Source organism: Exiguobacterium sp. R-39, assembly GCF_049942815.1.
Lineage (GTDB): Bacteria > Bacillota > Bacilli > Exiguobacteriales > Exiguobacteriaceae > Exiguobacterium_A.
In genome coordinates this window covers 965,715-990,894 of sequence record NZ_CP187965.1, presented here as the reverse complement: position 1 = coordinate 990,894, position 25,180 = coordinate 965,715, and the positions used below count along the sequence as shown (strand labels likewise).

Here is a 25,180-nt window from a genome sequence, read left to right as displayed (position 1 = left end):
CAGTGAATGACCGGACTTCTAAAAGGAGATGCTTATCAAGCAGGAATCAAGGGAACAATAGGGAATGATAAAGATTAGAGAATGAGTCATCAATTGAATGGAGGAGTATGACATGTTACGAAAAACTGCTTTGATTACAGGTGCTTCCGGTGGGATCGGTCTTGATTTGGCCGTATTGGCGGCACGCGACGGGTTTGATTGTGTGTTGATTGCCCGCAACGAAAAGAAACTGACCGAGCTGAAACATGTTCTTGAAAAACGTTACCAAATCAAGGCGTACACATTCGCTGTCGATCTCTCACAAGCAGACAGCGTCTCCCGTGTGCTCAGTTTCCTCGAGGAACATGAACTGACGGTTGATTTATTGTTCAACAATGCCGGCTTTGCGACATCAGGCCGTTTCGCGGAAATCGATCCGTCAGAAGATTTAAATTCGATTCACGTCAACGTCGTCGCCTTGACGGAACTGACAAAACGTTTAGTACCGGGCATGCTTGATCGCGGATTCGGCCGTATCCTGAACGTTGCCTCTGTTGCCGCCTTCATGCCGGGACCGTATATGAGCGTCTACTATGCCACTAAAGCGTATGTCTTATCGTTGTCCGAAGCACTCGCTTCCGAGCTCGACGGTTCAGGTGTCACGGTCACCTGCCTTTGCCCGGGACCAACGGATACGAACTTCTTTGATCGTGCCCAAATCACATTACCTTTTAAAAGCATGCCGTCTCACCTCGTCGCCTTTGCCGGATACCGGGGAACGTTAAAAGGAAAACGTGTCGTCGTACCGGGAGCAAGTAACCGCGCCATGGTGACGTTCGCTAAACTGTTGCCCCGCCGTCTCCTAACGGAAGTGACTGGACGAATTCAAAATCCGGATCAGCAACAACAAGAGACACCGGTCGAAGAATTCGCTGTTTCCAACTAATCCGAACACAGAAAAGACGTCCATCCTTTCCTTTCCGGAAAGCGATGGACGTCTTGTTTCGTTTAATTTGGTTTCGGACGATGAAAATGGTCCGTCATCCATTTTTGAACGTTTTTCGGAATAGAGGTATAACGGTACACGTACCGAAGCGTGACAGCGCCCGTCACCATGACGAGGTAACCACTCGACAGGACTAACAACCAGGCGACAATCGACAGGAACAATTCTTTCTCAAAAAAGAGATGTCCGACCAGTCCGCCTTCGACGGAAGTAATCAGCATCGCTCCGGGGAAAATGGCTGCTGCCAGTAAATAAAATCCTGCATAACGCCCCCGAACCGTTCCCTTCAACAATAAGATACTTCCAAATGCCAGACCCAAACCCGCAATAAGTAACAACCCGACGAGATACGTTATGGACAGCGGCGAACTAAGCATCACGCTTCACTCCAATCGAATGGGATTACTTATCATGTACCCTCATTTCCAACAAACGAGTGCAAAATCCGCAAAAAAATCGGATACAACAACCAGATGAATACGGCATTTGAAACGCCGTGTACTAAATCAAACAGACCTCCCGTCAAGAGCAGTGTCCAAAACGCTTCTCGCGAAAAATCGGTAAAAATCAGAAAACCTAAATTGCTGATCCAGCCATAAAAAAAACCTGCCGCCAGTCCATAGATGGTTAAGACCCATCTCGTTCGCATACCCGGTAAGACACAGAGAAGACTGACGACCATGTACGCCACGATTTGGAATAACACAAAGGGACCGCTTCCTAAAAATAAACTCGTCAAGACGACAACGAGCATCCCGACGATTGTACCGGAAATCGGTCCTATACAGGCTGCAACCAAGAGAATCAGTGCAGTCGCCGGCTGGACATTCGGAATACTTGCAAAAATCAGCCTTCCGACAATCGCCGCTGCCGTGACCAGTGCGATGAACCGAAGCATCGACTCTGAAATCGGACGTTTCTCGAAACAAAGTACAATTAAACTGATGAGGAGGACTGCTGCGCCGATTAGTTCCATTCGTACAACCTGCTTTGCTCGATGAACAGCGACGCCGGACCATCAAAGGCAATCTCGCCCTGGACAAGATACACGACACGGGTCGCACAAAAAATCAGGTCGGGATCGTGTGTAGCAAGAATAATCAACTTGTCCGGATGATTTAGCATGGTTTGAATAAAATCAGAGCGTTGCTGATTGGTTAAACCCGCCGTCGGTTCATCAAAATAACAGGCTTCTTCCGTCCAGGCAAGCCGTTCCATCAATTGTTGTTTTTGCTCGGAAAAAGTAGCGGCCGGCTTGTCGAGGACAGGTGCCAAGGCCGGATGTGCCGGAACATAACATTTTTCCCCGGTTCGCTTGACCTTGCCGTAAAGCGGCCGGTCAACACCGAGTAACAGACGTAACAAAGTTGATTTCCCACTTCCGTTGGCCCCAATCAAGGCTACCCGTTCTCCTAACCGAAACGACATCTGTTCGACTAGCAAAGCGTATTTTGACTGCAACGGATAGCGGTGCCGGATGCGTGACATCTCGTCGATGACCCTTCCTTTGACCGGTCCCGTTCCGCTCTGCTGTTTTAGTCGTGGTTGGTGTACCATGGAATAAGTGATGTGACAGGAAAAACGGCGCTCGATTTCCTCAAACAACAGCATCAAGCGGTTTTTACGGACTTGATCTAAAAATAAAAATGGTTCCGCCAAGAAAATCCGTTCCGGTAAACCAGACAATGTATAGCCGAGCGAAACGAGTTGCTGTTCTCCCGATGACAGTTCACTTGTCTCCCGGTCAAAAAAAGCTTCTAAGCCAAGTAATGTCGCCAGTTCACCTGCGACAAATAAACTGGTTGTCGCTAACATATCGCGGACACGCCCATGCAACAGACGGTCCGGATGAATCACTTCGGCTCCAACTGCCTGAGCCAGTTGTTCCAACCGTTCAAGTGAACTTTCTTCGTCGGTAATGATGGTAGGCATCCCGTATTCCTCCTTTTGAGAACATCACTAATCCGGGTAAAACTAACGCTGACACGACCGCAACAGGAGACCATAATGCGATGTACATGCCTGTAATCACAAGTCCGATCAACAGATCAGAACGCGTCAAGCGACGTAACGGACTTGGGACTGCTTCAACAGGTAACAGATGATACAACGCAACCCGTTCCATCTTTTCTGCCACTGGTTGTTTGGCGTGGCTCATCTTCACTTCCGGCCACGTACGGAGCAACGAGGGGATGATAGCCAGGACCATCCCCGTTAAGCGCGTCAGTCGCGGTAAAATTCGGAATAACGGACCCATTTGCTCGAGCCGGACCAAGGTAAAAGTCAGTTGACTCGATGTCACGAATAGGGCAACCGTCAGACCGGTCAGCCAAATCCCGTATGGATCAACGGACGCACCGACGAGCAGAGGGGCATACATCATTCCGATATAAATCAGAGGTAACGTCAGGTAACGCAGGACGCTCCATTGCCGAATCCATACAAAAAACAATAATTGTCCGGTCAAAACAATCAGCATGCTGACATGCGTCTGTAAAAAGAACGGGACCGATAACATCGCCACTAAAAAAAGAGCGACATTCAGTGGATGAAGTCGCTCCCGTTCCGCCTTACTGAAAATAAGCCATTGCATCTTTTTCAAATCGCCATTCCAGACGGTCGCCGTCTTTTAGTTCGTACGCCCCTGCCCCGACTTGTGCCGGTTTGTCATTGACGCCAAATACCCAGCCACTGCTTGCTCCGGCTGATTTTTCACGGATACCGTCAACGGCCGTTACGTATGCCATTTCACCCTTACCGGTTTTGACGACCGGAAGATCCGTTTCTTCTAGCGCATCAAGCGCCGTCTCAGATGCTTTGAGACACATGTCTTTTTCATATAATGTCTTATCATTCGCATGATTGACGACCGATACTTCGACCGAACGTTCACATGCCTTAGTTTCAGCAGTTTGGTCTGTCGGTTGTTCCGCACATCCTGCAAGCAGGAAAATGCCACTCATCAATATCCATTTTTTCATCGTACGACTCCTTTGCGTCTTGAGGTCTCAAAACTGTAATTGTATAAAAGTATTTTTTTCTCCCGTAACGATTGTCCATCGGAGCGAAGATATGTCAACCGAATCGCGTTGGCTAACACATCTTCTCCGGTATTGACATACGGGATCAATTCGCCTTGATCGTTAATCAACAGGACCGTAGCATCCTGTAAGCTGAACGTTTCGTACAGACCATCCAAATCCATCTCGGCATACGGTGTCTTCGATTCATGGAGAATCTGCTTGATGGATAAAGTCTTCAACATTTGAAACGAGGTCGAGGCATCGATCAATTTTTGATAGTAGGACTCGAGCGAACGGGTCAATACTTCTTCCCGGGGACGGTACGTCAATGTACCGGTCACTTCCTGATAGGTCACTTCGTACCGGATGAAACGCTTCGGACTTTTCGCGATCAACTCAAATGTTGCATTCCGCAGGTTGCCACCCTGGTCAAACAACAATTGACTTTGTTCCAGTCGCAGCGAGTCGTCTCCGATCCGACGGTCGATGTGCGTCATCAGCGTATCAAAAGATTCGTCCGTAATCGTGACCTGACCCATTTGTTGCGTCTCTTCCCGGAGCGTAAACGTATCGAACGGTCCCAGGATGAGCTGAAGCAGGAAAAAAAGAAAACCGAATAAGGCCATATAGCGTTTGTACCGGGAATTTTTTTTCGGATGCAGAACAATTAGAAATAAGATAATTCCCAGCGGCAACTGAATATCATAGACAGGGAACGATACCGCTCCTAAACATGCATAAAAAACGAATTTCAAATAAAGATATTGTTCCTTTTCCGTCCGTTTTTCTAAAAAGAAACCAAGAATGATACTTGCTAACAGAAACAGTGACCATTGGATGAGAAAGTCCATGTTGTTTACCCCTTAATCACGACAGATTGATGATCCGTCATGAGGTATGACTCTTCAAATACTTCCCGCGCCTCCGCTTCCAACCGTTGTTCTTGATCGACATACCGTGCAGAAATATGCGTCAACAACAGTTTTTTAGCCTGTGCTTTCAAGGCGATCTCAGCAGCTTGCCTTGCTGTCGAATGACCGAAGCGTCCGGCATGGTCTTGTTCCGAGTCAGCAAATGTCGCCTCATGCACAAGGACATCTACTTCTTGTGCCAAACGGATACTCCCATCGCACGGCACCGTATCTCCTAACACCGCCAACTTGATGCCCGGCTTCGGGTCTCCAAGAAAATCAGTCGACCGGTGTTCGATCCCCTCAAATACAAACGTTTCCTGCTGTTTGATTTGCCGATAGAGTGGTCCAGAAGGAATGCCTAGTTGTTGTAACGCTTCGACGCGTAAGGCCCCCTTTTCTTCCTGACCTTCAATCCGGTAACCGTACGCCAAAAAGCGATGTTCCAACGCTTCGACGTGAATTTGAAATCCTTCCTGCTCATATGTCTGACCGGCTTCGACTTCAATGATATCGAGCGGATAACGCAGATACGTCCCGGTGACCCGTAATGTCGCCTCCAACCACTCCTTTAATCCTTTTGGTCCATAGATCGTCAACAACGTCGTACCTTCGAGTGCAGCCCGGGTACTGATAAAACCCGGTAGTCCAAAGATATGATCACCGTGCAGATGTGTGATGAAAATCGTACTGACCTTACGCGGTTTGATCGGACTGTGCAACATCTGATGTTGCGTTGCTTCACCGCAATCAAATAACCAGGTCATCTTCGGATGTAACAGTGCGATGGATGAGACATTCCGTTGTTTGGACGGCATCCCGGCACCTGTTCCTAAAAAATAAAATTCCATCTTTTTCCCCTTTTCGTAAAATTAGCAATTTTTATACACAAAATACACCTTTCTCGAGTGGAAGCATGATAAACTGTACCCATACTGATTCGAAAGGTGGTTTTTCCATGACCAAAATCGAACGGACTTATGCACGAATCGTACAAAGTGCCCAGATGTTAAACGAGAACTATCGGCAACAGTATGGGAAATCAATCCAAATTCAAGATATTGCAACAACCTTACTATGTACGGAAGAACTTGTTCTTGAGTCGATGGAATATTTCGAACGTCCACAATTAACTTAATCGTACAACGACAAAGAGTGTACCGCAACGTTGCGGTACACTCTTTTTAGTCTGTCATCATTTATTTGTGATGTAATCGACTAACGTTACGCATAATTCTGCCGTTTTAACAAGTTCTTCAATCGGCATTTTTTCATTTGTCGTATGAATATCTTCGTAACCAACAGCCAAATTGACGGTTGGAATCCCGAAACCGGCAATCACGTTTGCATCTGATCCCCCACCAGAATGCAAGAGACGTGGTGTCCGACCGAGTTGTGTAATCGCGGCTTTTGCCACTTCGACGACTTGATCGCCGTCTTCGAATTTGAAACCAGGATACATGACTTTGACTTCGACTTCCGCACGCCCTCCGAATTCAGCAGCAACGTCTTCGAACGCCGCTTTCATCTTCGCCGTTTGGGCTTCCATTTTAGGTGCAACGAGTGAGCGTGCTTCCGCAAAGATTTCGACGTAGTCACAGACGATATTGGTCGATGGACCACCACCGCTGAAGCGTCCGATATTCGCCGTTGTCTCTTCATCGATCCGGCCGAGCGGCATTTTAGCGATTGCTTTTGCTGCAATCGTGATGGCAGAGATTCCTTTTTCAGGTGCAACACCAGCATGAGCTGTTTTGCCGTAAATTTTTGCATTTACTTTCGCTTGAGTTGGTGCAGCCGTAATGATATCGCCGACTTTACCGTCTGAATCCAAAGCAAAACCGTAGTCTGCATCAATCTTCGATGGATCCAAAACCATCGCACCCACTAAACCGGACTCTTCGCCGACCGTGATGACGAATTGAATTTTCCCATGCGGTTGATTCGTTTCGTTCAAGACATGGACCAGTTCGATTAATGAAGCGAGTCCCGCTTTATCATCTGCCCCAAGAATCGTTGTTCCATCGGTTTTAACATATCCGTCTTCGATGATTGGTTTGATTCCCTGTCCTGGAAAAACCGTATCCATATGGGAAGTGAAATAAATCTTATCGACTCCGTCTTTTGTTGCCGGAAGCGTGATGATCAAGTTGTTTCCTTTATGTTCGGTTTTGGATGAAGCGTCATCTTCGAATACGTCACAGCCGAGTGTCGTAAACGTTTCTTTTAAGTGGGCACAGATTTGTGCTTCCTCTTTTGATTCCGAGTCAATCTGGACCAGTTCTAAAAAGGTATCAAGTACACGTTGCTCATTCACCATGTTGCATTCCTCCTCATTTTTTCAGTTCGACTAGCGCTTTTTTAGTATACCATCTATAGGCAGATTTGCACTTCGCAAGCGTTGTTTGTACAATGGCTATAATCAATCGTTCTATGAAAGGAGTCGTTTTATTATGGCAAAACCATCAAAACAACAACGGATCATCAAATGGACCACGATTACGATTTTAGCAATTTTCTTACTCGGTACTTTTGCGTCGACGATGTTCTACCTCTTCTGATCGACGAATCGTTGCTTCAGTTTCAAATACTGTTCCGCTTCCTGCAACATGTGCAACAGAGCGGACCGGACTTCGAACTCATCGCGTGTCTTCGGTAACGGTGACTCGCGAAATTCTTCGAGTAGACGTTTGAGTTCCATCAAAAATAGTGTCGCGTCGGCATCGGGGCGGACATTGTCGCCAATCGTCCGGAACAGGTCGGCGACTTTTTTTCCTTCTTCTACGACAAGGACTAAATCATCGACGTTGCGGACGATTCCACTTAACAATTCAAACTGTTGTTCGCGCATTCGGAAATACAGATAGTCTTCATCATCATTTCGCCGACCGATGGCATTCCCCATCCGTTTCAAGGAAGCATCCTTCCCCTCTTTTAACAGCCGTTCCGTCTCATGTAGCGTCAGCGAATGTTGATTGATCCGCCCCGTCTCGATCGCTGCGGCCACTTCGAAGAACAAGGCGGCAATCCGTTGATCGATTTGCAGTCGCCGCTCGGCAATCGTCCGGTCGAGACTCGGCATGTACATATTAACGAGTAATCCGACCCCGACACCAATCAGCAACAAATACAATTCGTTTAAAAAGATGCTGAGGTTTAATTGGCGTGCGACATACAGATGGGTAAGGATGACGACACTTGTGATAAAACCGTCCTGTAGGCGGAGGCGTTGTGTCAGTGGAAGAAATAAAATGAAATAGAGTGCAATGGAAATCGGACGGTATCCGATGACTTCGAAGATCACAAAACCAAGTCCGATCGCGAGAACCGAAGCCATAATCCGTTCATAAGACGAACGGAATGATTTTTTTCTTGTCGCCTGAATGCTCAAAATAGCGATGATGGCTGCAAAAACGTAGTAATCCAGTTGCATCGTTTCCGCAATCCACATCGCCAGTGCCGCTGCGACAGCGGTCTTTAACGTTCGATATCCGATAAACACAGACTTCCCCCCATTCTTTGTTAGGTTACCTATTCTTTACCCAGGTTGTCGATTGATTTTTTTGAAGGACGTGATTTTTTGACTAAACGTACGATTCGCCCTACTCGCCCGGTCCGTCGAACGGGCTCCTTCAAGGGGCTTGTCTTTTTTTTCTTACTCGGTTGCGGATTGTTCCTGTTGTTACGGGATAAACCTCAAACCATTCTTCCTCCGGCTTCCCCATACGTCGCGGAACTCTACCGGGACGGAAAAGTCATCCAGGAAGAAGAATTCGATTCCGTCACCGAAGCGAAAGCATTTATCAACGGACGCCGTGGCGCCATCAAACGGACGTCCGATGAACGGTATCTCTATTTGACCGGAAGCGGGATTGGAATCGTCAATTCAAATCAGACCTTAAGTATTTATTCGGACCGGGCGTTGAAAAAACGACATACGTATGTCGCGCCCGGCAGCCGACTCGCTTTACTTGCCTATACGGATTCGGTCAGTCGGGTCGAGATTGCCGGTCTGACCGGTTATGTCGCTTCGGACCGGTTGACTCTTTATCCGCTCGAACAATCCAGTAATCGGTCCTATTATGAAAAACAAGGCGCGCGTCTCTTGCATTATATCGTCGCCGATGCCGGTCTCGGTGGTTTAATTACGGCCGGTGAAGCACCGGCATCGTTAGACGACCGAACGATGCAGTATGTCGAATCCAAAACGTTGACGCAGGATTTACGGAAACCGACCGCCCTGACAGCAAAGCAACTGGATGCCTACATTAAAAAAAATGCTCCCGACAGTCCTTTGATCGGTACGGGCAAGACGTTTAAGCAAGTCGAACGTACCTATCAAATCAATGCGGCCTATTTACTCGCCCATGCGATTCATGAATCGGATTACGGACGGTCCGACATCGCAAAAGATAAGTTTAATCTCTTTGGAGTCAATGCAACGGATATCGCTCCCGGTCAAAATGCGACGGCCTATACTTCCTTTGAAGACTCGATCCGTCAAACAGGTCGCTTCATCGCCCGTGACTACCTTGCTAAAGACGGGAAATATTACCGCGGTCCGTTTCTTGGAAACAAGGCACGCGGAATGAACGTTTTTTATGCCTCCGATCCGTACTGGAGCGAAAAAATCGCCGGAATCCTCTTGAAAATGAACGCCGTCTAAAACTGACTTATGGTACACTAATGGGCGAGACATCAATCATTTAGGAGTGAATACACATGGAAAAAGTTTTAGTATTTGGTCATAAAAATCCGGACACGGATACGATTGCATCGGCCATCGCCTATGCCGAATTAAAAAAAGAGCTCGGTGTTCATGCTGAAGCCGTTCGTCTTGGTGAAATTAACGGAGAAACACAATTTGCGCTCGATTACTTCAAAGTCGCTCGTCCCCGCCTCGTGACAGAAGTATCAAAAGAAGCACAACACGTCATTCTCGTTGACCACAATGAACGTCAACAAAGTGCCGATGATATCGATGCCGTCAAAGTGATGGAAGTCATCGATCATCACCGGATTGCCAACTTCGAGACGTCTGATCCGCTTTATTACCGGGCAGAACCGGTTGGTTGTACGACGACGATCCTAAACAAAATGTACAAAGAACACGGTGTTGCGATTAAACCGGAAATCGCCGGTCTGATGTTGTCAGCCATCGTTTCCGACTCGTTACTGTTCAAGTCGCCGACATGTACGGAGCAAGACGTCATCGCAGCACGTGAACTCGCGACGATTGCCGGCGTCGATGCCAACGTCTATGGTCTCGATATGTTAAAAGCCGGTGCTGATTTATCAATGAAAACGGTTGATGAGTTGATCGCACTTGATGCAAAAGAGTTTTCGATGGGACCATTCAAAGTCGAAATCGCACAAGCAAACACAGTTGATACGGCAGAAGTTTTGCTTCGTCAAGCAGAACTCGAAACACGGATCGAATCCTTGATTGCTGAAAAAGAATTGGACTTGTACATGTTGCTCGTCACCGATATCTTGACGAACAACTCGGTCGCGCTTGTTCTCGGACCTGAAGCATCACTGGTCGAACGGGCCTTCGGACTTGATGCAACAAATCATCTCCTCTATCTTGAAGGTGTCGTTTCACGGAAAAAACAAGTTGTTCCGGTCTTGACGAATACAGCAGCAGCAGTCGAATAATTTCCGTTTAAAAGAAGGAGTTTACTCCTTCTTTTTTGAATACTTATATTGAATGGTTATTCATTCAGTTTATAAGGGGGTTTTATACATGACAAAAACAGTACTTGTCACCGGCGGCACGAGCGGTATGGGGAAAGCGATGGCCATCGCTTTAAAAGAAGCCGGCTGGAATGTCGTCGTGACCGGACGGAATGCCGAACGGTTGCAACAAACCGATCAGGACTTACAGGCGATTGACGGAAAACACAGTGTCATTCAAATGGACGTTCGGGATCCGGACGCTTGCCTCGCTGCTGTCAATCAAACCCGGCAACAATACGGACAACTTGAAGCACTGATCAATAACGCTGCCGGCAATTTCATCTGTCCGACTGATGAACTTTCGCCAAATGGATGGAAAACAGTCATTGATATTGTCTTGAACGGGACATTCAACTGTTCGCATGCCCTCGTCAAAGGCTGGCAGGAGGACAATGTATCAGGCGGACAAATCTTGAATATCGTCGCCTCATATGCTTGGCAGGCAGGTCCAAGTGTCGCACCGAGTGCCGCTGCAAAAGCCGGCGTCCTGAACCTGACGCGGACACTTGCTGTCGAATGGGGTTACAAATACGGGGCCCGGATCAATGCCATCAGTCCCGGACCGATTGAACGGACCGGTGGAGCCGATAAACTCGCCATGTCTCCGGAACATGCGGAACGGATTCGGCGGAACGTCCCGCTCGGACGATTCGGGACACCGGAAGAAATCGCCGGTCTTGCGACTTGGATGCTGTCCGATCAGGCGAGCTACTTAAATGGGGAATGTATCGCCCTCGACGGTGGACATTGGTTAAATAAACAACCGTTTTGATGCTTTTCTCAGTCTTCCGTCTCCACGACGGGAGACTTTTTAAATTATTTTCTGTCCGCCCCTTCTTATTTTTCCATTTAGCTATGTTTATCAATCATTTTTTTAGGAAAATAGTAATACAGATAGTTATGAGTAAGGAGGATATAGAAATGGGAATCGCTTTTATGTGGGGGGCAATCGCAGGAGGGGCTGTCGTCATCGGGGCATTAATCGGTTTGTTCATCCCTCTTAAACAACGGTTGATCGGGTATGTGATGTCGTTTGGAACGGGCATTTTAATCGGGGCGGCGACGTTTGAATTATTGGATGAAGCCTTAAACAAATCCACGACGATGGTTGTCGGTGTGTCCTTTATCGTCGGTTCACTCGTGTTCACCGGTTTTGACATGTTCGTTTCCTCCCGTGGTGCCAGTAAACGAAAACGATCGTCCGGCGGTAACGAAGGTACAGGAACGGCAATCTTCTTCGGGACGATTCTGGATGCGATTCCGGAATCGATCATGATCGGTGCCAGTTTGTTATCCGGAAATGTCAGCGCCGCTCTTGTCGCAGCGATTTTTGTCAGTAACATCCCGGAAGGTCTGTCGAGTACAACCGGCTTACAAAAAGACGGCTTCTCGAAGAAGAAAATTCTTGTCATGTGGGGAATCGTCTGGTTGATTTCCGCACTTGCCTCCCTTGCCGGTTATTCCATTTTAGCGGAATTACCGGATATGCAGTTTGCGATGATTGGTGCCTTTGCAAGCGGCGGTATCATTGCCATGCTCGCTTCGACGATGATGCCGGAAGCCCATGAAGAGGGCGGTGCGATTGTAGGTCTGTTCGCTTCACTTGGTCTGATTACAGCTGTCATCTTAAGTTAACGAACAGGGATCCGTTCCATTTGGAGCGGATCCCTGTTTCGTTCTAGTTACCGACCTTCCCATTCCTGTTTGAACCGTTCGACGAATTCCAGCATATACTGGTGACGATCTTCAGCGATGATTTTCGCCGTCTTCGTGTTCATCAACTCTTTTAAGCGGAATAATTTTTCATCGAAATGGTGTAAGGCACTCGTCTTTCCCGTCCGGTCACCCGGCTCGCGGGGAACGAGTCCCGGCACATACATCGGTTCCTTGAATTGACCGGCAAATTGAAATGTCCGGGCGATACCGATGGCGCCAATCGCATCCAATCGGTCTGCATCCTGGACAATCTTCCCTTCAATCGTCTTCATCGGCGGACGGTCACCCCTTTTAAATGACAAGCTGTTGATGATGTCGAGAATATACAGGCGGTCCTGTTCCGATACGAGTGGCCGTAGATGCTGATCGACGCTGTCACTCGTTCCGCCGAGCTTACTGTCGGCTACATCGTGCAGTAGGGCGGCGAGTTCAATAATTTGAACATCGCCTCCTTCGATTTCGGCAATCCGTAACGCCATCGTCCGGACCCGTTCGATGTGGGCAAAGTCATGACCGGAAAAATCATTTGCATGGAATCTCTCGACAAATTTTTTGGTTTCTTCATACAACGTAACATCACCCTTTCAAAAAACGCCGACTCGTTTAATCGAGTCGACGCTTTTCATCATAATACTTTTTCGAGGAATTTTTTTGCCCGATCCGTTTTCGGATGGTCAAACAGTTCCACCGGACTGCCCTCTTCCATCAAAATACCCTCATCCAGGAACAGGACACGATCTGCGACTTCTTTTGCGAAGCCCATTTCGTGCGTAACGATGACCATCGTCATTCCGCTTTCGGCGAGCTGTTTCATGACATCCAGTACTTCGTTGACCATTTCCGGATCAAGGGCCGATGTCGGCTCGTCAAACAGCATGACATTTGGTTCCATCGCCAGCGCCCGGGCAATGGCGACCCGTTGTTTTTGACCGCCTGACAGCTGGTTCGGGAAGTTGTCCCGTTTTTCGGCCAAACCGACCCGATCAAGCAACACTTCCGCCCGCTTGACAGCCGCGTCTTTTGAAAGACCTAACACGTTGATTGGTGCGTAAATCAGGTTATCGAGCACAGACTTATGCGGGAAAAGATTAAACTGTTGGAAGACCATACCGATGTTTTGACGCGCTTTCGCGATATTCGCTTTTGGTTTCGTCAGTTCAAATCCATCGACATTAATCGTCCCGCTTGTAGGCTGTTCCAACAGATTGATACAACGTAAAAACGTTGATTTACCGGATCCCGACGGACCGATGACGGCAACCACTTCTCCGCGTCCGACCGTCGTCGTGATCCCTTTTAAGACTTCTAATTTTCCGAACTGCTTATACAGATCAGTCACTTGAATCATAGGTTCCATCTGATTAACCACTCTTTCTCATAGCTTTTTCGACTTGTTGACCAATCAAGGACAATCCCATGACAAGTACGAAATAGACGAACCCCGCAAACAATAACGGTTCAAAATACAAGGCTTTTTCTCCACCGACGACCTGTGCCCGGCGCATGACATCGAGTACACCAACCGTCGAAATCAAAGCGGATTCTTTTGTTAAGGTGATCAATTCATTCATGATGGCCGGTAAGATGTTTTTAAATGCTTGCGGCAAGATGATCGACCGTAACTGTTTCATGTAAGGAATCCCGAGGGCATCCGCAGCTTCCCATTGTCCCCGGTCGACCGCTTGAATTCCGGCCCGGATAATCTCCGAGATATAGGCACCGGAGTTTAGGGAAAAGGCGATGATGGCGGATTGATAGCCTGTTGTTACATACCCTGTCAACTGCGGCAATCCAAAATGAATGATCGCCAGTTGCAAGATCAATGGTGTTCCGCGGAAGACTGCCGTATAGGCATGACCTAGGAATCGAAGAAACATACTTTTTGTAATCTTCAGCGCTGCGACTACGATTCCGATCAGCATCCCGGCAATTGCTGCGACGATGACGACTTGAAACAGAACCGGAATTCCTTGCAGAATATATGGGATTGAATCTTGAATCTTTGTAAAGTCTATCATAACCAATCTCCTAACGTCGCACAAAAGGGATGAGGTTACCCCCACCCCTATGCACTACTCTTATTTTGCTTCTTTTTGGAACCATTCTTCTGCGAGTTTGTCGATGTCTCCGTTGTCGATCATCTTCTTCAACTCTTTGTTGAAGTCGTCACGCATCTTGTCTCCTTTTTTGAAGGCGACAGCAGAACCGGTTGGTCCGTCTTCCTTGATTTCGTATGTCTTCAATGACTCGTCTTGATCCATATATTTGACGGCGACGGCGTCTTCAATGATCAGCGCGTCGATCCGGCCTGTGTTCAATTCTTGAATGATTTCTGGAATCTTGTTTAACGAGACCGCTTCACTGTCTTTGTACCGGTCTTTCGCTAATGCTTCCTGGATTGATCCGAGCTGGACACCTACTTTCTTGCCTTTTAATTCATCATCTGCCGCGATCGCTTTATCCTTCGTCATGACAAGGTTTTTTGACTGGAAGTAGATATCCGTAAAATCGGCATTTTTCTTCCGCTCGTCTGTCGGCGTCATACCTGCCATGACGAAATCAACACGTCCTGCACTGAGTGCTCCGAGCAGGCTTCCGAACTCCATGTCTTCGATTTTCAACTCGTAACCGAGATTTTTTGTGACTTCTTTGGCGATTGCTACATCAAACCCGACGATGTCATCACCTTTCGCTGTATCGATATACTCGAACGGGAAGTAATCCGCTGATGTTCCCATCGTCAATACTTTATCGTTCTTCTTCGTCGTGTCGCCTTTTGATTCCTCCGAGGCCCCACATGCTGCCATCGTGACTGCGAGAATTCCTGCCATTGCCGTTGCTACTAGTTTCTTCATCAATAAATTCCCCTTCCAACGCTCAATTGTCAGAACTTTAACAATAGTATGACTTATGTTTTTTTCTAATTCAATACTAAAAAGTTCGACCTGATTTATTGCTTTTAGAATATACGAATATTTATTCATTGTAAAGCATAAAAATATGAAAATAGTGCATAAAACCTGAATTTATTCGCTTTCTTTGATCAATACTTTTTTGTTATCGCTTACATTTATTTTTGTTTTATTTCTGTTCAAACAAAAAAAGACCAACGTTTTCACGTTAGCCTCTTTTTCACTGTTACGCGTAGATTTCAATCAATGACTCTAACTTTTCGACGACTTCTTCTGCAGTAAACGATTCGATGTCAAACCGTTCGACCATCGACAGGATGTTTCCATCTTGCATCAATGCGAATGATGGCGATGATGGCGGATATCCTTCGAAGTATTCACGCGCCCGATCTGTTGCTTCCCGGTCTTGCCCTGCAAATACCGTCACGAAATGATCCGGTTTTACACCTTCCATCCGGTTGATGTAAGCGGCAGCCGGACGAGCAATCCCACCGGCACATCCGCACACCGAATTGACGAGGACAAGCGTCAAACCGTCACGCTTCATCGCTTCATCGACGCTCTCGACCGTCGTTAATTCTTCAAAACCAGCAGCTGCTGCTTCTTTACGTGCCGTTTGAACGACATCTTCAAAATACATTTGGAAATCCATTGTATTTGTTTCCCCCTTTAAATCGTTGTCTTCTTTATTGTACGAGTTTCGGTGAAATCTGTCCAAGTCTGCCGCTCAATTCACGTTCTAAATACGGTTTAGCGTGTAACAGGTCTCGGAAAGCGATATACCGGTCAATTTTTTCTTCCGTTGGCTGCTTCGGATTTTTATAAGCCCGAATCAAGATATTTTTCGGCGTGTTTTCTAAATCAATGAACTCAAGCAGTTGCGTATCGTAGCCGACCAATGTCAACAACTCTGCCCGGATGGAATCCGTTGCGAGCGAAGCAAACTTTTCTTGAATCAATCCATGTTGCAGCATGACGTCAAGCGGTGAACAGTCCAGCTGACGGTTCAACTCCTTCTGACAACACGGGACACTGAGAATGACCGATGCATTCCAGTCGACTGCCCGGGCAAGCGCGACATCCGTCGCAACGTCACAAGCATGTAGCGTCACCATTAAATCAACTTCCGTATCCTGGTCGTAATCATGGACATCACCGACACGGAACGATAAATCATCATACCCTAAATCAGCAGCGATGGCTGTACAATCCTCGATGACTTCTTTTTTGAGATCAAGACCGGTGACATTTAAATCAAATCCCTTGACGATTTTCAAGTAATGATAGAGAGCAAACGTCAGATACGATTTACCGCATCCAAAATCCAAAATCCGTAACGTACGCCCTTGCGGCAATACTGCGATACTGTCTTCGACGAATTCAAGAAAACGATTGATTTGTTTAAACTTATCATATTTTTGACGCTTGACCTGTCCTTCTTCCGTCATTACACCAAGACGAATCAAAAACGGTACCGGCACGCCGTCTTCTAACAAATGGCTTTTCTTTCGATTGTGAGACAGTTCGGCCTTTACCGGTTCCTTGCCTGTCGTCTTCAGTGAAACTTTCATTTTCTTCGAGAGTTGGAACTGGACTTCTTCCGTCTCGAAACGGAATAAAAATTGACGAAATTCGTTAAAATAGTCGTCCATTCGCAAAATAAATTCTTCTATACTTAAATTCTCATGCTTAATGATCCGTTCATGTTGAAACTCTAACTGGATTGCATACGTATCTCTAAGTAGAATCGGTTTTAACTTGATTCGACGCAGATCGTTTGATTTTTGGCGCGGACCACTAATCGTCGCGTGTATGAGTGAAGTTGCCTGCAGTTTTTCAGTGAGCAGGTCTTTTAATTGGTCTAGTTCCACGTATCGTCCCGTCCTTTTTTTGTTTGGTCTTTCGAAACTGTAGCAAATTCACCCGCGTTCGACAAGCAAGCAAGCTTTATTTTTAGTCGTCATACTTAATTTAAAGGAGGAACACAACATGTTCAAAAAAATTCTTTCACAAATCGGCATTGGTGCCGCAACGGTCGATACACGACTCGAACAAGATCACTGTGAACCCGGTGGAACGATTCAAGGAGTCGTTCATATTAAGGGCGGTAACGTCGATCAGGAAATCGCCCGGATTTATCTCGCCTTCAATACCCAGTACAAACAAGAAGTCGGGGACAGCACGGCATTCACGACGTTCACACTGGACCGGTTTGCATTAAATGAAGCCCCGTTTACGATTGAAGCAGACGTCGAACGGGAAATACCGTTTACGCTTCAAGTCCCTTTTAATACACCACTTTCCGTCAGCCAATCGAAGTCGTGGATCGAGACGGGTCTTGATATCGCGCAGGCGGTTGACCCTTCTGACCACGATGCTGTCGTCGTCAAAGCGAATGACTACCAATCGGTCATCCTTGAAGCGATGGAAAACCTCGGATTCCGCCTCAAGAAAGCTGATACAGAGAAATTGCCGGGCCGCTTCCGGAAAGATTTGCCGATCGCGCAGGAACTTGAGTATTCTGCCCGCGGTACTCATTATGCTCACAAGCTGGACGAAATCGAAGTCATCCTGTTGCAAGACCGGTCCGGCATCGACATCGTCGTCCAAATCGACCGCCGTGCCCACAGTCTCGGTTCGCTGTTCAGTGAAATGGCAGGAACCGATGAGACGATGACGAAACTTTCATTATCGAACCAGGACTTAACGAATCCGTCACTCGTGAAACAACGTCTCGCCGATTTGATTGAACACCACAGTTGATTGATGTTTTCTATAGAACAAACACCGGATCCGCTTATCGTCGGATCCGGTGTTTGTATTTCCTTCCTTACTTGGATGATGTCATTTCTATCGTCTGTTCGTACTGCCGTTCAAACGTTTCTTCCGCCCAGCCCATCTGCCAAAACATCAATTCGTAATAACAGCTTCTGACGAAATGTTGTTTCATCCGGACGCGTTCTTGTTCACTCGCCTTCTCTGCCAACTCATTTAACCGGTCAATCTGTTCAAAGACCACCCGCTCGAACCATTCGGAACTGTATGTCGCAATCCATTGCTGATAAATCGGTGAAGCCGGTGTCGCTGCCTGTAACTGTTGTCCAATCTCATAGTAAAGCCAGTAACACGGTAAAATCGCAGCGATGGTCTCCCCAAGCGTCCCTTCACTTGCATGGTGCATATGCGAAATATACGCATATGCGGTCGGTGCTGGTTCAAACTCTGCCAGTGTCTTGTCCGAAATCCCAAGCGGTTCAAAAAACGATTGATGCAGACTGAGTTCTGCAGCATAGGTCGACGTCGCATGTTCCGCGAGTTCGGCAATCGTCGCGAAGTCCTGTGCCTTCGACGCGGCCCGCGCCTGAATTTTCGCGAAATGTTTTAAGTAATAGGCATCCTGTAGGACGTAATGGCGAAATTTTGCTTCTGGTAGTGTTCCATCCGCAATCCCTGTCACGAATGGATGGGTAAAGCTGCTGTCCCAATACCGTTTTGCCGCTTGCCGGATTTCTTCACTGAATGTCATGTTGGTTCCCCCTTTTGTAATCAAAAAACGCCACACCTGATGTCAGGCATGACGTGAAAAGACCATAAAAAGAGGATCGTCCACGCCACTTCCCTCCGTAAGTCCAAACTTAATCAGGTTCAAAGGGTCCGAACGTCTCCGTCGTCTCAGTCAGCCTACTGACTCCCCTAGTGGTCGCTATTTGATTTGTTTTGAGTTTATCATGATTTGATGTGGAATTGACCCATTCTCGTCATTTCACTCCATTTTTTTGTACAATGGAACATGACGGAAGGTGGATGACGGCTCGTCCTTGAGACCGATTCTCTTCTGTCGCCGGTCGATTAGACTAAATTTAGTACCTGATACTTAACTTATGGAGGAACTTTTATGAATAAAACCATGACATGGACCGCTTCGACATTACTCGCTACTACCTTACTGCTACCGACGGCCGCATCTGCTGAACAAGTGGTCGACAAAACAATCGTCACCCTTGGCGAATCACTTGGGGCAAAGGATAAATCGTGGGTCTTGTCCCGCTTGAATGCACCGGAAGGCATTACTCCGATTATTGCAACATCTGCCGATGAAGAAAAATATCTCGGGAAAAACATTCCCCAATCACAACGGGGTGGCGGCATGTACTCTTCCGCTAAAATTGAGTTGGCTGAAAAAGGTGATGGATTATCTGTCGCGACCGAAAACATCACCTGGGTCACAAAAGACATGTACCTCAACGCCCTCGTCACAGCGGGTGTAACGGATGCGGACATTACGATCACGTCCCCGTACAAGGTAACCGGAACTTCAGCTTTGACCGGGATCATGAAAGCGTATGATCAAACATCTGCCGAGACCGGCATCAAACTGACGGATGAACGAAAAGACCTTGCCCAGCAAGAACTCTCTGTGACATCCGATGTCGGGAAAACGGTCGGGACGGATAAAGTCGCCGACTTGATGAATGAAATCAAAGCGGAAATCGCGAAACAACAGCCGGAAACGAAGGTCGAGATTGAAAACGTCATCGTCCAAGTCATCCAAAACAATAACATCAATTTATCCGATGCTCAGATGGACCGGTTGACTGGACTGTTTAATCAAATGGAACAAGCGGACCTGAACTGGGGTCAAATCGAGAGTGGTCTAAAAGATGCCGGACAAGATATCCAGGCCTTCGCGACCTCAGAAGAGACAAAAGGATTTTTTGCGAAGTTGTTTGATGGTCTCAGTGCATTCTTCAACTCGATTGCCGGCTTATTTAAATAAAGATTAACGTTTTCTTTTCTGTCAGGCATGGTAAAATAGATGTATTGAATCGGAAAAGGTGGTGTGGAGACATGGGTTTTGCTGCGTGTAAGCATTGGTTGATGGAACAACTGTATCTGTTGCGCGCGATTTTTCATGGAATGGCGTTCTAAGGGACTAGTCTGCCCTTTTTTAACGAACCTCATACCTGAAAAATAAAGCAAAGCGCATCTTCCACGAGTCAAGGAGAGTGCTGTTTGCGCTCTCCTTTTTTTGATGCGCCAGAGAGGACATTTCATATGATGATCTGCGACATCCAACACCTGACAAAACAATTCGGAGGCGACGATATCTTAACGGACGTCTCCCTCTTTATCGAGCACCAAGACCGCATCGGCTTGATCGGCCGAAACGGAAGCGGTAAAACGACGCTCTTACGTTTGATTGCCCGTCTTGATTCCGAAGACAGCGGAACGATTTATCAAAAAAGCGGGCTCTCCATCGGTTATTTGGCACAACTTCCCGTGTTCGACAACGTAATGACGGGGCGTGATGTCCTGTGGACTGCCTTCGCCACGCTTGTCGATTTACAACGCTCCCTGCAACAAATCGAACGGGACATGGCGACAAAAACGGATCAAATCGATCAGTTGCTCGAACGCTACACGCAAGAGACCGAAGCTTTTGAGCGCCAAGGCGGGTATTTGCTGGATTCCAAAATCGACCGGATGATTAACGGCTTGCAGTTGCATGCCCTTTTGGACCGTCCGTTTGAGCAGCTCAGCGGCGGCGAACAGACCAAAATCTGCCTCGGAAGGATGTTGTTGACCGAGCCGGAGTTGTTGATCCTCGACGAACCGACGAACCATCTGGATTTAGACGCCGTCGAGTGGCTGGAATCCTTTTTAGCCGATTATGCCGGGGCTGTCCTGATCGTCTCCCACGATCGTGTGTTTCTTGATGCGGTCGTGACGCGCATCGCTGAACTGGAGGAGGGGCAGATTCAGCTGTACCAGGGAAATTACACGTTTTACGTGAAGGAAAAGGAACGCCTTCTACTTGAGCAATTCCATGCTTACCAGGAACAACAGAAGAAGATCAAGCAGATGAAGGAAGCGATCCGCCGTCTGCGGCAATGGGCAAACGAAGCGTCACCACCAAGCGAAAAACTATTCCGAAAAGCAAAATCGATGGAACGGGCACTCGCACGGATCGAACGGATCAAACGCCCAAGGCTTGACGCCGAGACCCCCGATCTTGCGTTTGCAGCACATGGAAAAACGAGCCGGATGGTTTACCGCGTCGAGGATGTCAGTATTGCCTTCTCTAAACAACCGTTGTTTCATTCATTAAACTTTGAGATTTCGACAAAAGATCGAATCGCCATCGTCGGCGCAAACGGAAGCGGAAAATCCACACTATTGCATCTCCTGTTAGGCCATCTCGAACCGACAAGCGGTCTGATTACGCGTGGACCGTCAGTGAAAATCGGCTACCTGTCGCAACGAGTTGACTTCCCGCCCGGTGAACGTTTGATTGACGTTTTTCGCACGACCGTTGATCTCGATGAAGGAACGGCGCGGCAGCGTCTCGCCCAGTTCTTGTTTTTTGGCCCCCGGGTCTTCTTACCGGTCGAGGCGTTAAGTGGTGGCGAACGCATGCGGCTGATGCTCGCGGTTCTGGTCCACTCCGATTTGAACGTACTGATTTTGGATGAGCCGACCAATCATCTCGACATCGAATCACGTGATGCGCTTGAAGAGGCACTCGAATCGTTTGACGGAACGTTGATCGCCGTTTCGCACGACCGCTATTTCTTGAACCGGCTGTTTACGAAGACCCTTTGGCTTGATCAGACGATGGAGCTGTTTCCCGGTCCGTATGCCTATGCGTCAACCAAACGGCAAACACAGCCGCCTGACGCCAAAATACCGAAGAACGTCGTCTCTGCTAAAAAACGACCATCTCCTTCTATTCCAGTACAGACAACACGTCAAGTAGAAGAGACGATCGAACGATTGGAACAGGAACTGAAGATGCTTGATCGGCAACTTGCTGAAACGACGGATTATGAAGAGACGGTGAAACTTTTTTCTATCCGTGAAGAACTTGTCCAACAGCTCGATGCGCAATACGAACAATTTTTAGCTTCGGAATGAGTCATTCCTCCTAAATTATGTGATTGTATGACCTGTCGATTTAGTCGACAGGTCTCTTTTATTTTTCAAAAAAAGTTCAAATTCTCTACTTTCTAAATAGTTAACCATGTTAATTTATGAAAAAAAGTTTTAAAATTCACCTTTCATATTATCTGAAAATTCGTATAATTTAGCGTATAGCCTTTTTACTACAACACATTAGGAGGAATTCTTCAGATGGATGCCTTTCAGCAAGCAGTACAATCAGGAGTCGATTTTGCCAACAACTTATTATGGTCTTATGTTTTAATCGCGGCACTGATCGGAGTCGGCATCTACTTTACGATTCGGACAAAATTCATTCAGTTCCGGTACTTAAAAGAAATGTTCCGTGTCACACTCGATAAAAACGAGAAAACAACGGACGATGAAGGACAAAGCATTACCTCTTTACAGTCCTTCTTCATCGGTGCCGCTACACGAATCGGAACTGGTAACCTCGCCGGTGTTACGATTGCCATTACGCTCGGCGGACCCGGTGCCGTCTTCTGGATGTGGATGGTTGCATTACTCGGAGGCGCAACTGCTTTAATTGAAAGTACGCTTGCTCAAGTCTATAAAGTCCGCGACAGTAAAACGAATGCCTACCGCGGCGGTCCCGCCTACTACATCGAAAAGGGTTTAAAAAAACGTGCGCTCGGTGTTGTCTTCGCCATCTTAATCGCCGTCACGTTCGGCTTAATCTTCAATTCCGTTCAATCGAACACGATTGCGGCCGCATTTGATAATGCCTTCGGTGTCAATAAAGCTGTCGTCGGCGGAGTACTCGTTGTCTTGACAGGACTGGTCATCTTCGGTGGTGTTCACCGGGTGGCGAAGTTCTCAGCCATCGTCGTCCCTGTCATGGCCGGTCTTTACCTGATTGCTGCTCTGTTCGTCGTCGTCACGAACCTGACGGAACTTCCCGGCGTCTTCGCCATGATCTTCAAGAGCGCTTTCGGCATCGAGCAAGCTTTCGGCGGATCGGTCGGAGCTGCGATTTCGCTTGGTGTCAAACGGGGTCTGTTCTCAAACGAAGCCGGTATGGGTTCTGCACCGAACGCAGCAGCAGCTGCGGAAGTCTCCCATCCTGCGAAACAAGGATTCCTGCAAACACTTGGTGTTTTCCTTGATACGTTGATCGTTTGTACAGCAACAGCTGCTATCGTCTTGTTGAGTGACAGCTATGCTTCGGGTAACGGCGAAGGAATCGCGATGTTACAGAACGCATTAGGTGAACAACTGGGTGCCGTCGCTCCTGCCTTCATCGCAATCTGTGTCTTCTTGTTCGCTTTCAGTTCAATCGTCGGCAGTTACTACTACGGTGAAACAAACATCGAATTCATTAAAAACAGTCCGGCTGCTGTCTTCGGATTCCGGATTGCGACAATGGCCTTTGTTTTCATCGGTTCCGTCCTCAGTCTGGGAATGGTTTGGAGCTTCGCTGACCTCTTCATGGCAGGTATGACGTTGATCAACTTGACGGCCATCTCACTCTTAGGCGGTATCGCCCTAAAAGTCATCAACGATTACCAGGAACAACGGAAAAAGGGCTCGATCCGGTCTTCTCGGCGAAAGCACTCGGTATCGAAAATACAGAGTGTTGGGACGAAGAAGAAACCGTTCGTCCAGCAGGAGAAGCATCCCCTCCTCCAATCGCCCGCCGCTAATTTCATCGTTGCCTTGGACATGACGAATCTTCGTGATGTCCAAGGTTTTTTTCTGTCCAGGATTATGTTTATGGAATCTTGGGAAAATAGGAACAGGTAGAATCAAAGGAGGAATCATTTGTGTCAAAAGTCATGCTCATCATCAATCCGTCATCCGGTAAAGAACTTGGAAAGAAACACGCTGAATTTGCGGAAGGAACATTGGCGCAACGGTTTACGGAAGTCAATGTCCGTTTTACGGAAAAAGAACGCGATGCAACCGAATTTGCCAAACAAGCTGCAGTCGGGCATTATGATGCCGTCGTCGCTATGGGTGGGGATGGAACGGTTAATGAAGTCATCACCGGCATCGCGGAACAAGAACATCGACCGACGCTTGGCATCGTGCCGCTCGGAACGGTCAATGACTTAGCGCGTGCATTAAACATTCCGACAGATCCGCAGGAAGCTATCAGCGTTTTAGAGGATGCCCCTTCCCGCCCCCTCGACATCGGTAAGTATGATGATCATTATTTCATGAACGTCATCGCTGTCGGTTTGATTGCAGAAGCGGTCGAAGAAGTAAGTGTCGAACAAAAAACATCACTTGGTTCCGTCGCCTACTTTATTGAAGGACTAAAAGCCTTTAAAGACCACAGTCCCTACCCGATCCAACTGACGGCGAAAGAAAAATCGTTTGATGGTGAAACGCCTCTCCTGATCATTTCCTTGACCAATTCCGTCGGCGGTTTCGAATCGTTTGCGAAAGAAGCCCGTGTCGACGATGGCCTGTTACATGTCTTCATCGTCAAACAGCTCGGTTTCTTTGATGCCTTACAGGCCTTACCGAAACTTTTGACCGGAAAAATTTCTGACGCTGATCAAGTAGAATATTTTACGACAAAAGAAGTTCATATCGATTCAAAGGAACGTCTCCCAATTAATGCCGACGGCGACACAGCGGGCCATCTTCCCGTTACGGTTCAGGTCTTAAGCAAGCATTTAACTGTTTTCGCACCCGTTTCCAACTAATTCTTTTTACCTATACCCCGTGATGATGTGTCTCTCGCATCGTCACGGGTTTTTAAATTTTTTCATAAAAAGAGCTATACATTCTATTTTAGTAAAAACAAATTCAGATAATAAATGAAAAATATTCCATTACAATATATGTTATACAACTATAATCTTGCAATGAAACTGAAATATTTTTGTGTTATTTGCGATGCTATAATCATTCTATCAAGAAAATATTTATACATATTAAATACATATGCTTTGCATCTTACAACTTTGAAAGGGTCTTATTCCC

General features: G+C 47.2%; 26 protein-coding genes, 1 pseudogene and 1 riboswitch. Of the genes and pseudogenes, 11 read left to right on the top strand and 16 right to left on the bottom strand.

Annotation, left to right across the window (positions count from 1 at the left end; genetic code table 11):
• Positions 1–112 precede the first annotated feature (112 nt).
• Positions 113–925 carry an SDR family NAD(P)-dependent oxidoreductase gene (locus ACP26N_RS05095; protein WP_114596296.1) on the top strand — a complete coding sequence of 271 codons (813 nt, stop codon included), beginning with the start codon at positions 113–115 and terminating at the stop codon, positions 923–925.
• Between the two features lie 62 nt (positions 926–987).
• On the opposite strand, the gene ACP26N_RS05090 is transcribed toward ACP26N_RS05095, so the two are convergent.
• Genes ACP26N_RS05090 through rnz form a run of 7 tightly spaced genes read right to left on the bottom strand, consistent with a single transcriptional unit; the run spans position 988 to position 5,770 of the window.
• A complete protein-coding gene (locus tag ACP26N_RS05090; RefSeq protein WP_131973156.1) occupies positions 988–1,362 on the bottom strand; it encodes a hypothetical protein in 375 nt (124 codons plus the stop codon).
• Between the two features lie 32 nt (positions 1,363–1,394).
• Positions 1,395–1,961, bottom strand: coding sequence for an ECF transporter S component (locus tag ACP26N_RS05085; RefSeq protein ID WP_131503084.1), 567 nt, complete (start codon positions 1,959–1,961; stop codon positions 1,395–1,397).
• Positions 1,952–2,917, bottom strand: a complete 966-nt coding sequence (locus tag ACP26N_RS05080; RefSeq protein WP_131973157.1) for an ATP-binding cassette domain-containing protein — start codon at positions 2,915–2,917, stop codon at positions 1,952–1,954. Before ACP26N_RS05080 ends, ACP26N_RS05085 begins: the two co-directional genes overlap by 10 nt.
• Positions 2,880–3,578, bottom strand: coding sequence for a hypothetical protein (locus tag ACP26N_RS05075; protein ID WP_131503086.1), 699 nt, complete (start codon positions 3,576–3,578; stop codon positions 2,880–2,882). The genes ACP26N_RS05080 and ACP26N_RS05075 overlap by 38 nt, the downstream gene beginning before the upstream one ends.
• The gene (locus ACP26N_RS05070) at positions 3,556–3,966 is read right to left on the bottom strand and encodes a DUF4430 domain-containing protein (protein WP_131503087.1); all 411 of its coding nucleotides are present in this window, start codon (positions 3,964–3,966) and stop codon (positions 3,556–3,558) included. The genes ACP26N_RS05075 and ACP26N_RS05070 overlap by 23 nt, the downstream gene beginning before the upstream one ends.
• The gene (locus tag ACP26N_RS05065) at positions 3,963–4,859 is read right to left on the bottom strand and encodes a hypothetical protein (protein WP_131503088.1); all 897 of its coding nucleotides are present in this window, start codon (positions 4,857–4,859) and stop codon (positions 3,963–3,965) included. Before ACP26N_RS05065 ends, ACP26N_RS05070 begins: the two co-directional genes overlap by 4 nt.
• 5 nt (positions 4,860–4,864) lie before the next feature.
• On the bottom strand, positions 4,865–5,770 hold the full coding sequence (gene rnz / locus ACP26N_RS05060; RefSeq protein WP_188005268.1) for a ribonuclease Z: 906 nt from the start codon (positions 5,768–5,770) through the stop codon (positions 4,865–4,867).
• A 107-nt stretch (positions 5,771–5,877) separates the two neighbouring features.
• On the opposite strand from rnz, the gene ACP26N_RS05055 reads away from it, so the two are divergent.
• Positions 5,878–6,057 (top strand): hypothetical protein, encoded by a 180-nt coding sequence (locus tag ACP26N_RS05055; protein ID WP_131503090.1) that lies wholly within the window; start codon positions 5,878–5,880, stop codon positions 6,055–6,057.
• Between the two features lie 57 nt (positions 6,058–6,114).
• On the opposite strand, the gene ACP26N_RS05050 is transcribed toward ACP26N_RS05055, so the two are convergent.
• Both ACP26N_RS05050 and ACP26N_RS05045 read right to left on the bottom strand, forming a co-directional pair.
• On the bottom strand, positions 6,115–7,239 hold the full coding sequence (locus ACP26N_RS05050; protein WP_131503091.1) for a M20/M25/M40 family metallo-hydrolase: 1,125 nt from the start codon (positions 7,237–7,239) through the stop codon (positions 6,115–6,117).
• A 228-nt stretch (positions 7,240–7,467) separates the two neighbouring features.
• Positions 7,468–8,421, bottom strand: a complete 954-nt coding sequence (locus ACP26N_RS05045) for an aromatic acid exporter family protein (protein WP_131503092.1) — start codon at positions 8,419–8,421, stop codon at positions 7,468–7,470.
• A gap of 78 nt (positions 8,422–8,499) precedes the next feature.
• Here ACP26N_RS05045 and ACP26N_RS05040 point away from each other — a divergent pair, with 78 nt between their 5' ends.
• The 4 genes from ACP26N_RS05040 (at position 8,500) to ACP26N_RS05025 (ending at position 12,293) form a co-directional block, all read left to right on the top strand.
• Positions 8,500–9,585 (top strand): N-acetylglucosaminidase, encoded by a 1,086-nt coding sequence (locus ACP26N_RS05040; protein WP_131973159.1) that lies wholly within the window; start codon positions 8,500–8,502, stop codon positions 9,583–9,585.
• A 56-nt stretch (positions 9,586–9,641) separates the two neighbouring features.
• A complete protein-coding gene (locus ACP26N_RS05035) occupies positions 9,642–10,577 on the top strand; it encodes a manganese-dependent inorganic pyrophosphatase (RefSeq protein WP_131503094.1) in 936 nt (311 codons plus the stop codon).
• Between the two features lie 88 nt (positions 10,578–10,665).
• Entirely contained in the window at positions 10,666–11,430 is a 765-nt protein-coding gene (gene fadH / locus ACP26N_RS05030; protein WP_214853966.1) for a 2,4-dienoyl-CoA reductase, read from the top strand.
• A 149-nt stretch (positions 11,431–11,579) separates the two neighbouring features.
• A complete protein-coding gene (locus ACP26N_RS05025; RefSeq protein WP_131503096.1) occupies positions 11,580–12,293 on the top strand; it encodes a ZIP family metal transporter in 714 nt (237 codons plus the stop codon).
• A gap of 47 nt (positions 12,294–12,340) precedes the next feature.
• Here ACP26N_RS05025 and ACP26N_RS05020 read toward each other — a convergent pair whose 3' ends face one another.
• From ACP26N_RS05020 to ACP26N_RS04995, 6 genes are all read right to left on the bottom strand, one after another.
• Positions 12,341–12,943, bottom strand: coding sequence for an HD domain-containing protein (locus ACP26N_RS05020; protein WP_188005265.1), 603 nt, complete (start codon positions 12,941–12,943; stop codon positions 12,341–12,343).
• Positions 12,944–12,999: 56 nt separating this feature from the next.
• A complete protein-coding gene (locus ACP26N_RS05015) occupies positions 13,000–13,722 on the bottom strand; it encodes an amino acid ABC transporter ATP-binding protein (RefSeq protein ID WP_131503185.1) in 723 nt (240 codons plus the stop codon).
• 13 nt (positions 13,723–13,735) lie between these two features.
• Positions 13,736–14,392 carry an amino acid ABC transporter permease gene (locus tag ACP26N_RS05010; protein ID WP_131503098.1) on the bottom strand — a complete coding sequence of 219 codons (657 nt, stop codon included), beginning with the start codon at positions 14,390–14,392 and terminating at the stop codon, positions 13,736–13,738.
• Between the two features lie 60 nt (positions 14,393–14,452).
• On the bottom strand, positions 14,453–15,229 hold the full coding sequence (locus ACP26N_RS05005) for a transporter substrate-binding domain-containing protein (RefSeq protein WP_131503099.1): 777 nt from the start codon (positions 15,227–15,229) through the stop codon (positions 14,453–14,455).
• Positions 15,230–15,512: 283 nt separating this feature from the next.
• A complete protein-coding gene (locus tag ACP26N_RS05000; protein ID WP_026828877.1) occupies positions 15,513–15,938 on the bottom strand; it encodes a BrxA/BrxB family bacilliredoxin in 426 nt (141 codons plus the stop codon).
• A gap of 34 nt (positions 15,939–15,972) precedes the next feature.
• Entirely contained in the window at positions 15,973–17,157 is a 1,185-nt protein-coding gene (locus ACP26N_RS04995) for a class I SAM-dependent methyltransferase (protein ID WP_188005264.1), read from the bottom strand.
• Positions 17,158–17,275: 118 nt separating this feature from the next.
• Here ACP26N_RS04995 and ACP26N_RS04990 point away from each other — a divergent pair, with 118 nt between their 5' ends.
• The gene (locus tag ACP26N_RS04990) at positions 17,276–18,049 is read left to right on the top strand and encodes a sporulation protein (RefSeq protein ID WP_426354932.1); all 774 of its coding nucleotides are present in this window, start codon (positions 17,276–17,278) and stop codon (positions 18,047–18,049) included.
• A 67-nt stretch (positions 18,050–18,116) separates the two neighbouring features.
• Here the strand turns inward: ACP26N_RS04990 and tenA are convergent, their stop codons facing one another.
• Positions 18,117–18,812, bottom strand: a complete 696-nt coding sequence (tenA, locus tag ACP26N_RS04985) for a thiaminase II (protein WP_426354931.1) — start codon at positions 18,810–18,812, stop codon at positions 18,117–18,119.
• Between the two features lie 73 nt (positions 18,813–18,885).
• A riboswitch (TPP riboswitch) is annotated at positions 18,886–18,991 on the bottom strand.
• Positions 18,992–19,181: 190 nt separating this feature from the next.
• Between tenA and ACP26N_RS04980 the strand changes: the two genes are divergently transcribed.
• The 4 genes and pseudogenes from ACP26N_RS04980 (at position 19,182) to ACP26N_RS04965 (ending at position 24,900) form a co-directional block, all read left to right on the top strand.
• The gene (locus ACP26N_RS04980) at positions 19,182–20,063 is read left to right on the top strand and encodes a DUF1002 domain-containing protein (protein ID WP_426354930.1); all 882 of its coding nucleotides are present in this window, start codon (positions 19,182–19,184) and stop codon (positions 20,061–20,063) included.
• A 278-nt stretch (positions 20,064–20,341) separates the two neighbouring features.
• Positions 20,342–22,201, top strand: a complete 1,860-nt coding sequence (gene abc-f / locus ACP26N_RS04975; RefSeq protein ID WP_426354928.1) for a ribosomal protection-like ABC-F family protein — start codon at positions 20,342–20,344, stop codon at positions 22,199–22,201.
• A gap of 216 nt (positions 22,202–22,417) precedes the next feature.
• Positions 22,418–23,889: pseudogene (locus ACP26N_RS04970) on the top strand (alanine/glycine:cation symporter family protein).
• 120 nt (positions 23,890–24,009) lie between these two features.
• Positions 24,010–24,900, top strand: a complete 891-nt coding sequence (locus ACP26N_RS04965) for a diacylglycerol/lipid kinase family protein (RefSeq protein WP_426354926.1) — start codon at positions 24,010–24,012, stop codon at positions 24,898–24,900.
• Positions 24,901–25,180 lie beyond the last annotated feature (280 nt).

Coding starts and splice junctions, on each gene's coding strand:
- ACP26N_RS05095 (WP_114596296.1), top strand. CDS start 113: ATGTTACGAAAAACTGCTTTGATTACAGGTGCTTCCGGTGGGATCGGT.
- ACP26N_RS05090 (WP_131973156.1), bottom strand. CDS start 1,362: ATGCTTAGTTCGCCGCTGTCCATAACGTATCTCGTCGGGTTGTTACTT.
- ACP26N_RS05085 (WP_131503084.1), bottom strand. CDS start 1,961: ATGGAACTAATCGGCGCAGCAGTCCTCCTCATCAGTTTAATTGTACTT.
- ACP26N_RS05080 (WP_131973157.1), bottom strand. CDS start 2,917: ATGCCTACCATCATTACCGACGAAGAAAGTTCACTTGAACGGTTGGAA.
- ACP26N_RS05075 (WP_131503086.1), bottom strand. CDS start 3,578: ATGCAATGGCTTATTTTCAGTAAGGCGGAACGGGAGCGACTTCATCCA.
- ACP26N_RS05070 (WP_131503087.1), bottom strand. CDS start 3,966: ATGAAAAAATGGATATTGATGAGTGGCATTTTCCTGCTTGCAGGATGT.
- ACP26N_RS05065 (WP_131503088.1), bottom strand. CDS start 4,859: ATGGACTTTCTCATCCAATGGTCACTGTTTCTGTTAGCAAGTATCATT.
- rnz (WP_188005268.1), bottom strand. CDS start 5,770: ATGGAATTTTATTTTTTAGGAACAGGTGCCGGGATGCCGTCCAAACAA.
- ACP26N_RS05055 (WP_131503090.1), top strand. CDS start 5,878: ATGACCAAAATCGAACGGACTTATGCACGAATCGTACAAAGTGCCCAG.
- ACP26N_RS05050 (WP_131503091.1), bottom strand. CDS start 7,239: ATGGTGAATGAGCAACGTGTACTTGATACCTTTTTAGAACTGGTCCAG.
- ACP26N_RS05035 (WP_131503094.1), top strand. CDS start 9,642: ATGGAAAAAGTTTTAGTATTTGGTCATAAAAATCCGGACACGGATACG.
- fadH (WP_214853966.1), top strand. CDS start 10,666: ATGACAAAAACAGTACTTGTCACCGGCGGCACGAGCGGTATGGGGAAA.
- ACP26N_RS05025 (WP_131503096.1), top strand. CDS start 11,580: ATGGGAATCGCTTTTATGTGGGGGGCAATCGCAGGAGGGGCTGTCGTC.
- ACP26N_RS05015 (WP_131503185.1), bottom strand. CDS start 13,722: ATGATTCAAGTGACTGATCTGTATAAGCAGTTCGGAAAATTAGAAGTC.
- ACP26N_RS05010 (WP_131503098.1), bottom strand. CDS start 14,392: ATGATAGACTTTACAAAGATTCAAGATTCAATCCCATATATTCTGCAA.
- ACP26N_RS05005 (WP_131503099.1), bottom strand. CDS start 15,229: ATGAAGAAACTAGTAGCAACGGCAATGGCAGGAATTCTCGCAGTCACG.
- ACP26N_RS05000 (WP_026828877.1), bottom strand. CDS start 15,938: ATGGATTTCCAAATGTATTTTGAAGATGTCGTTCAAACGGCACGTAAA.
- ACP26N_RS04990 (WP_426354932.1), top strand. CDS start 17,276: ATGTTCAAAAAAATTCTTTCACAAATCGGCATTGGTGCCGCAACGGTC.
- tenA (WP_426354931.1), bottom strand. CDS start 18,812: ATGACATTCAGTGAAGAAATCCGGCAAGCGGCAAAACGGTATTGGGAC.
- ACP26N_RS04980 (WP_426354930.1), top strand. CDS start 19,182: ATGAATAAAACCATGACATGGACCGCTTCGACATTACTCGCTACTACC.
- abc-f (WP_426354928.1), top strand. CDS start 20,342: ATGATGATCTGCGACATCCAACACCTGACAAAACAATTCGGAGGCGAC.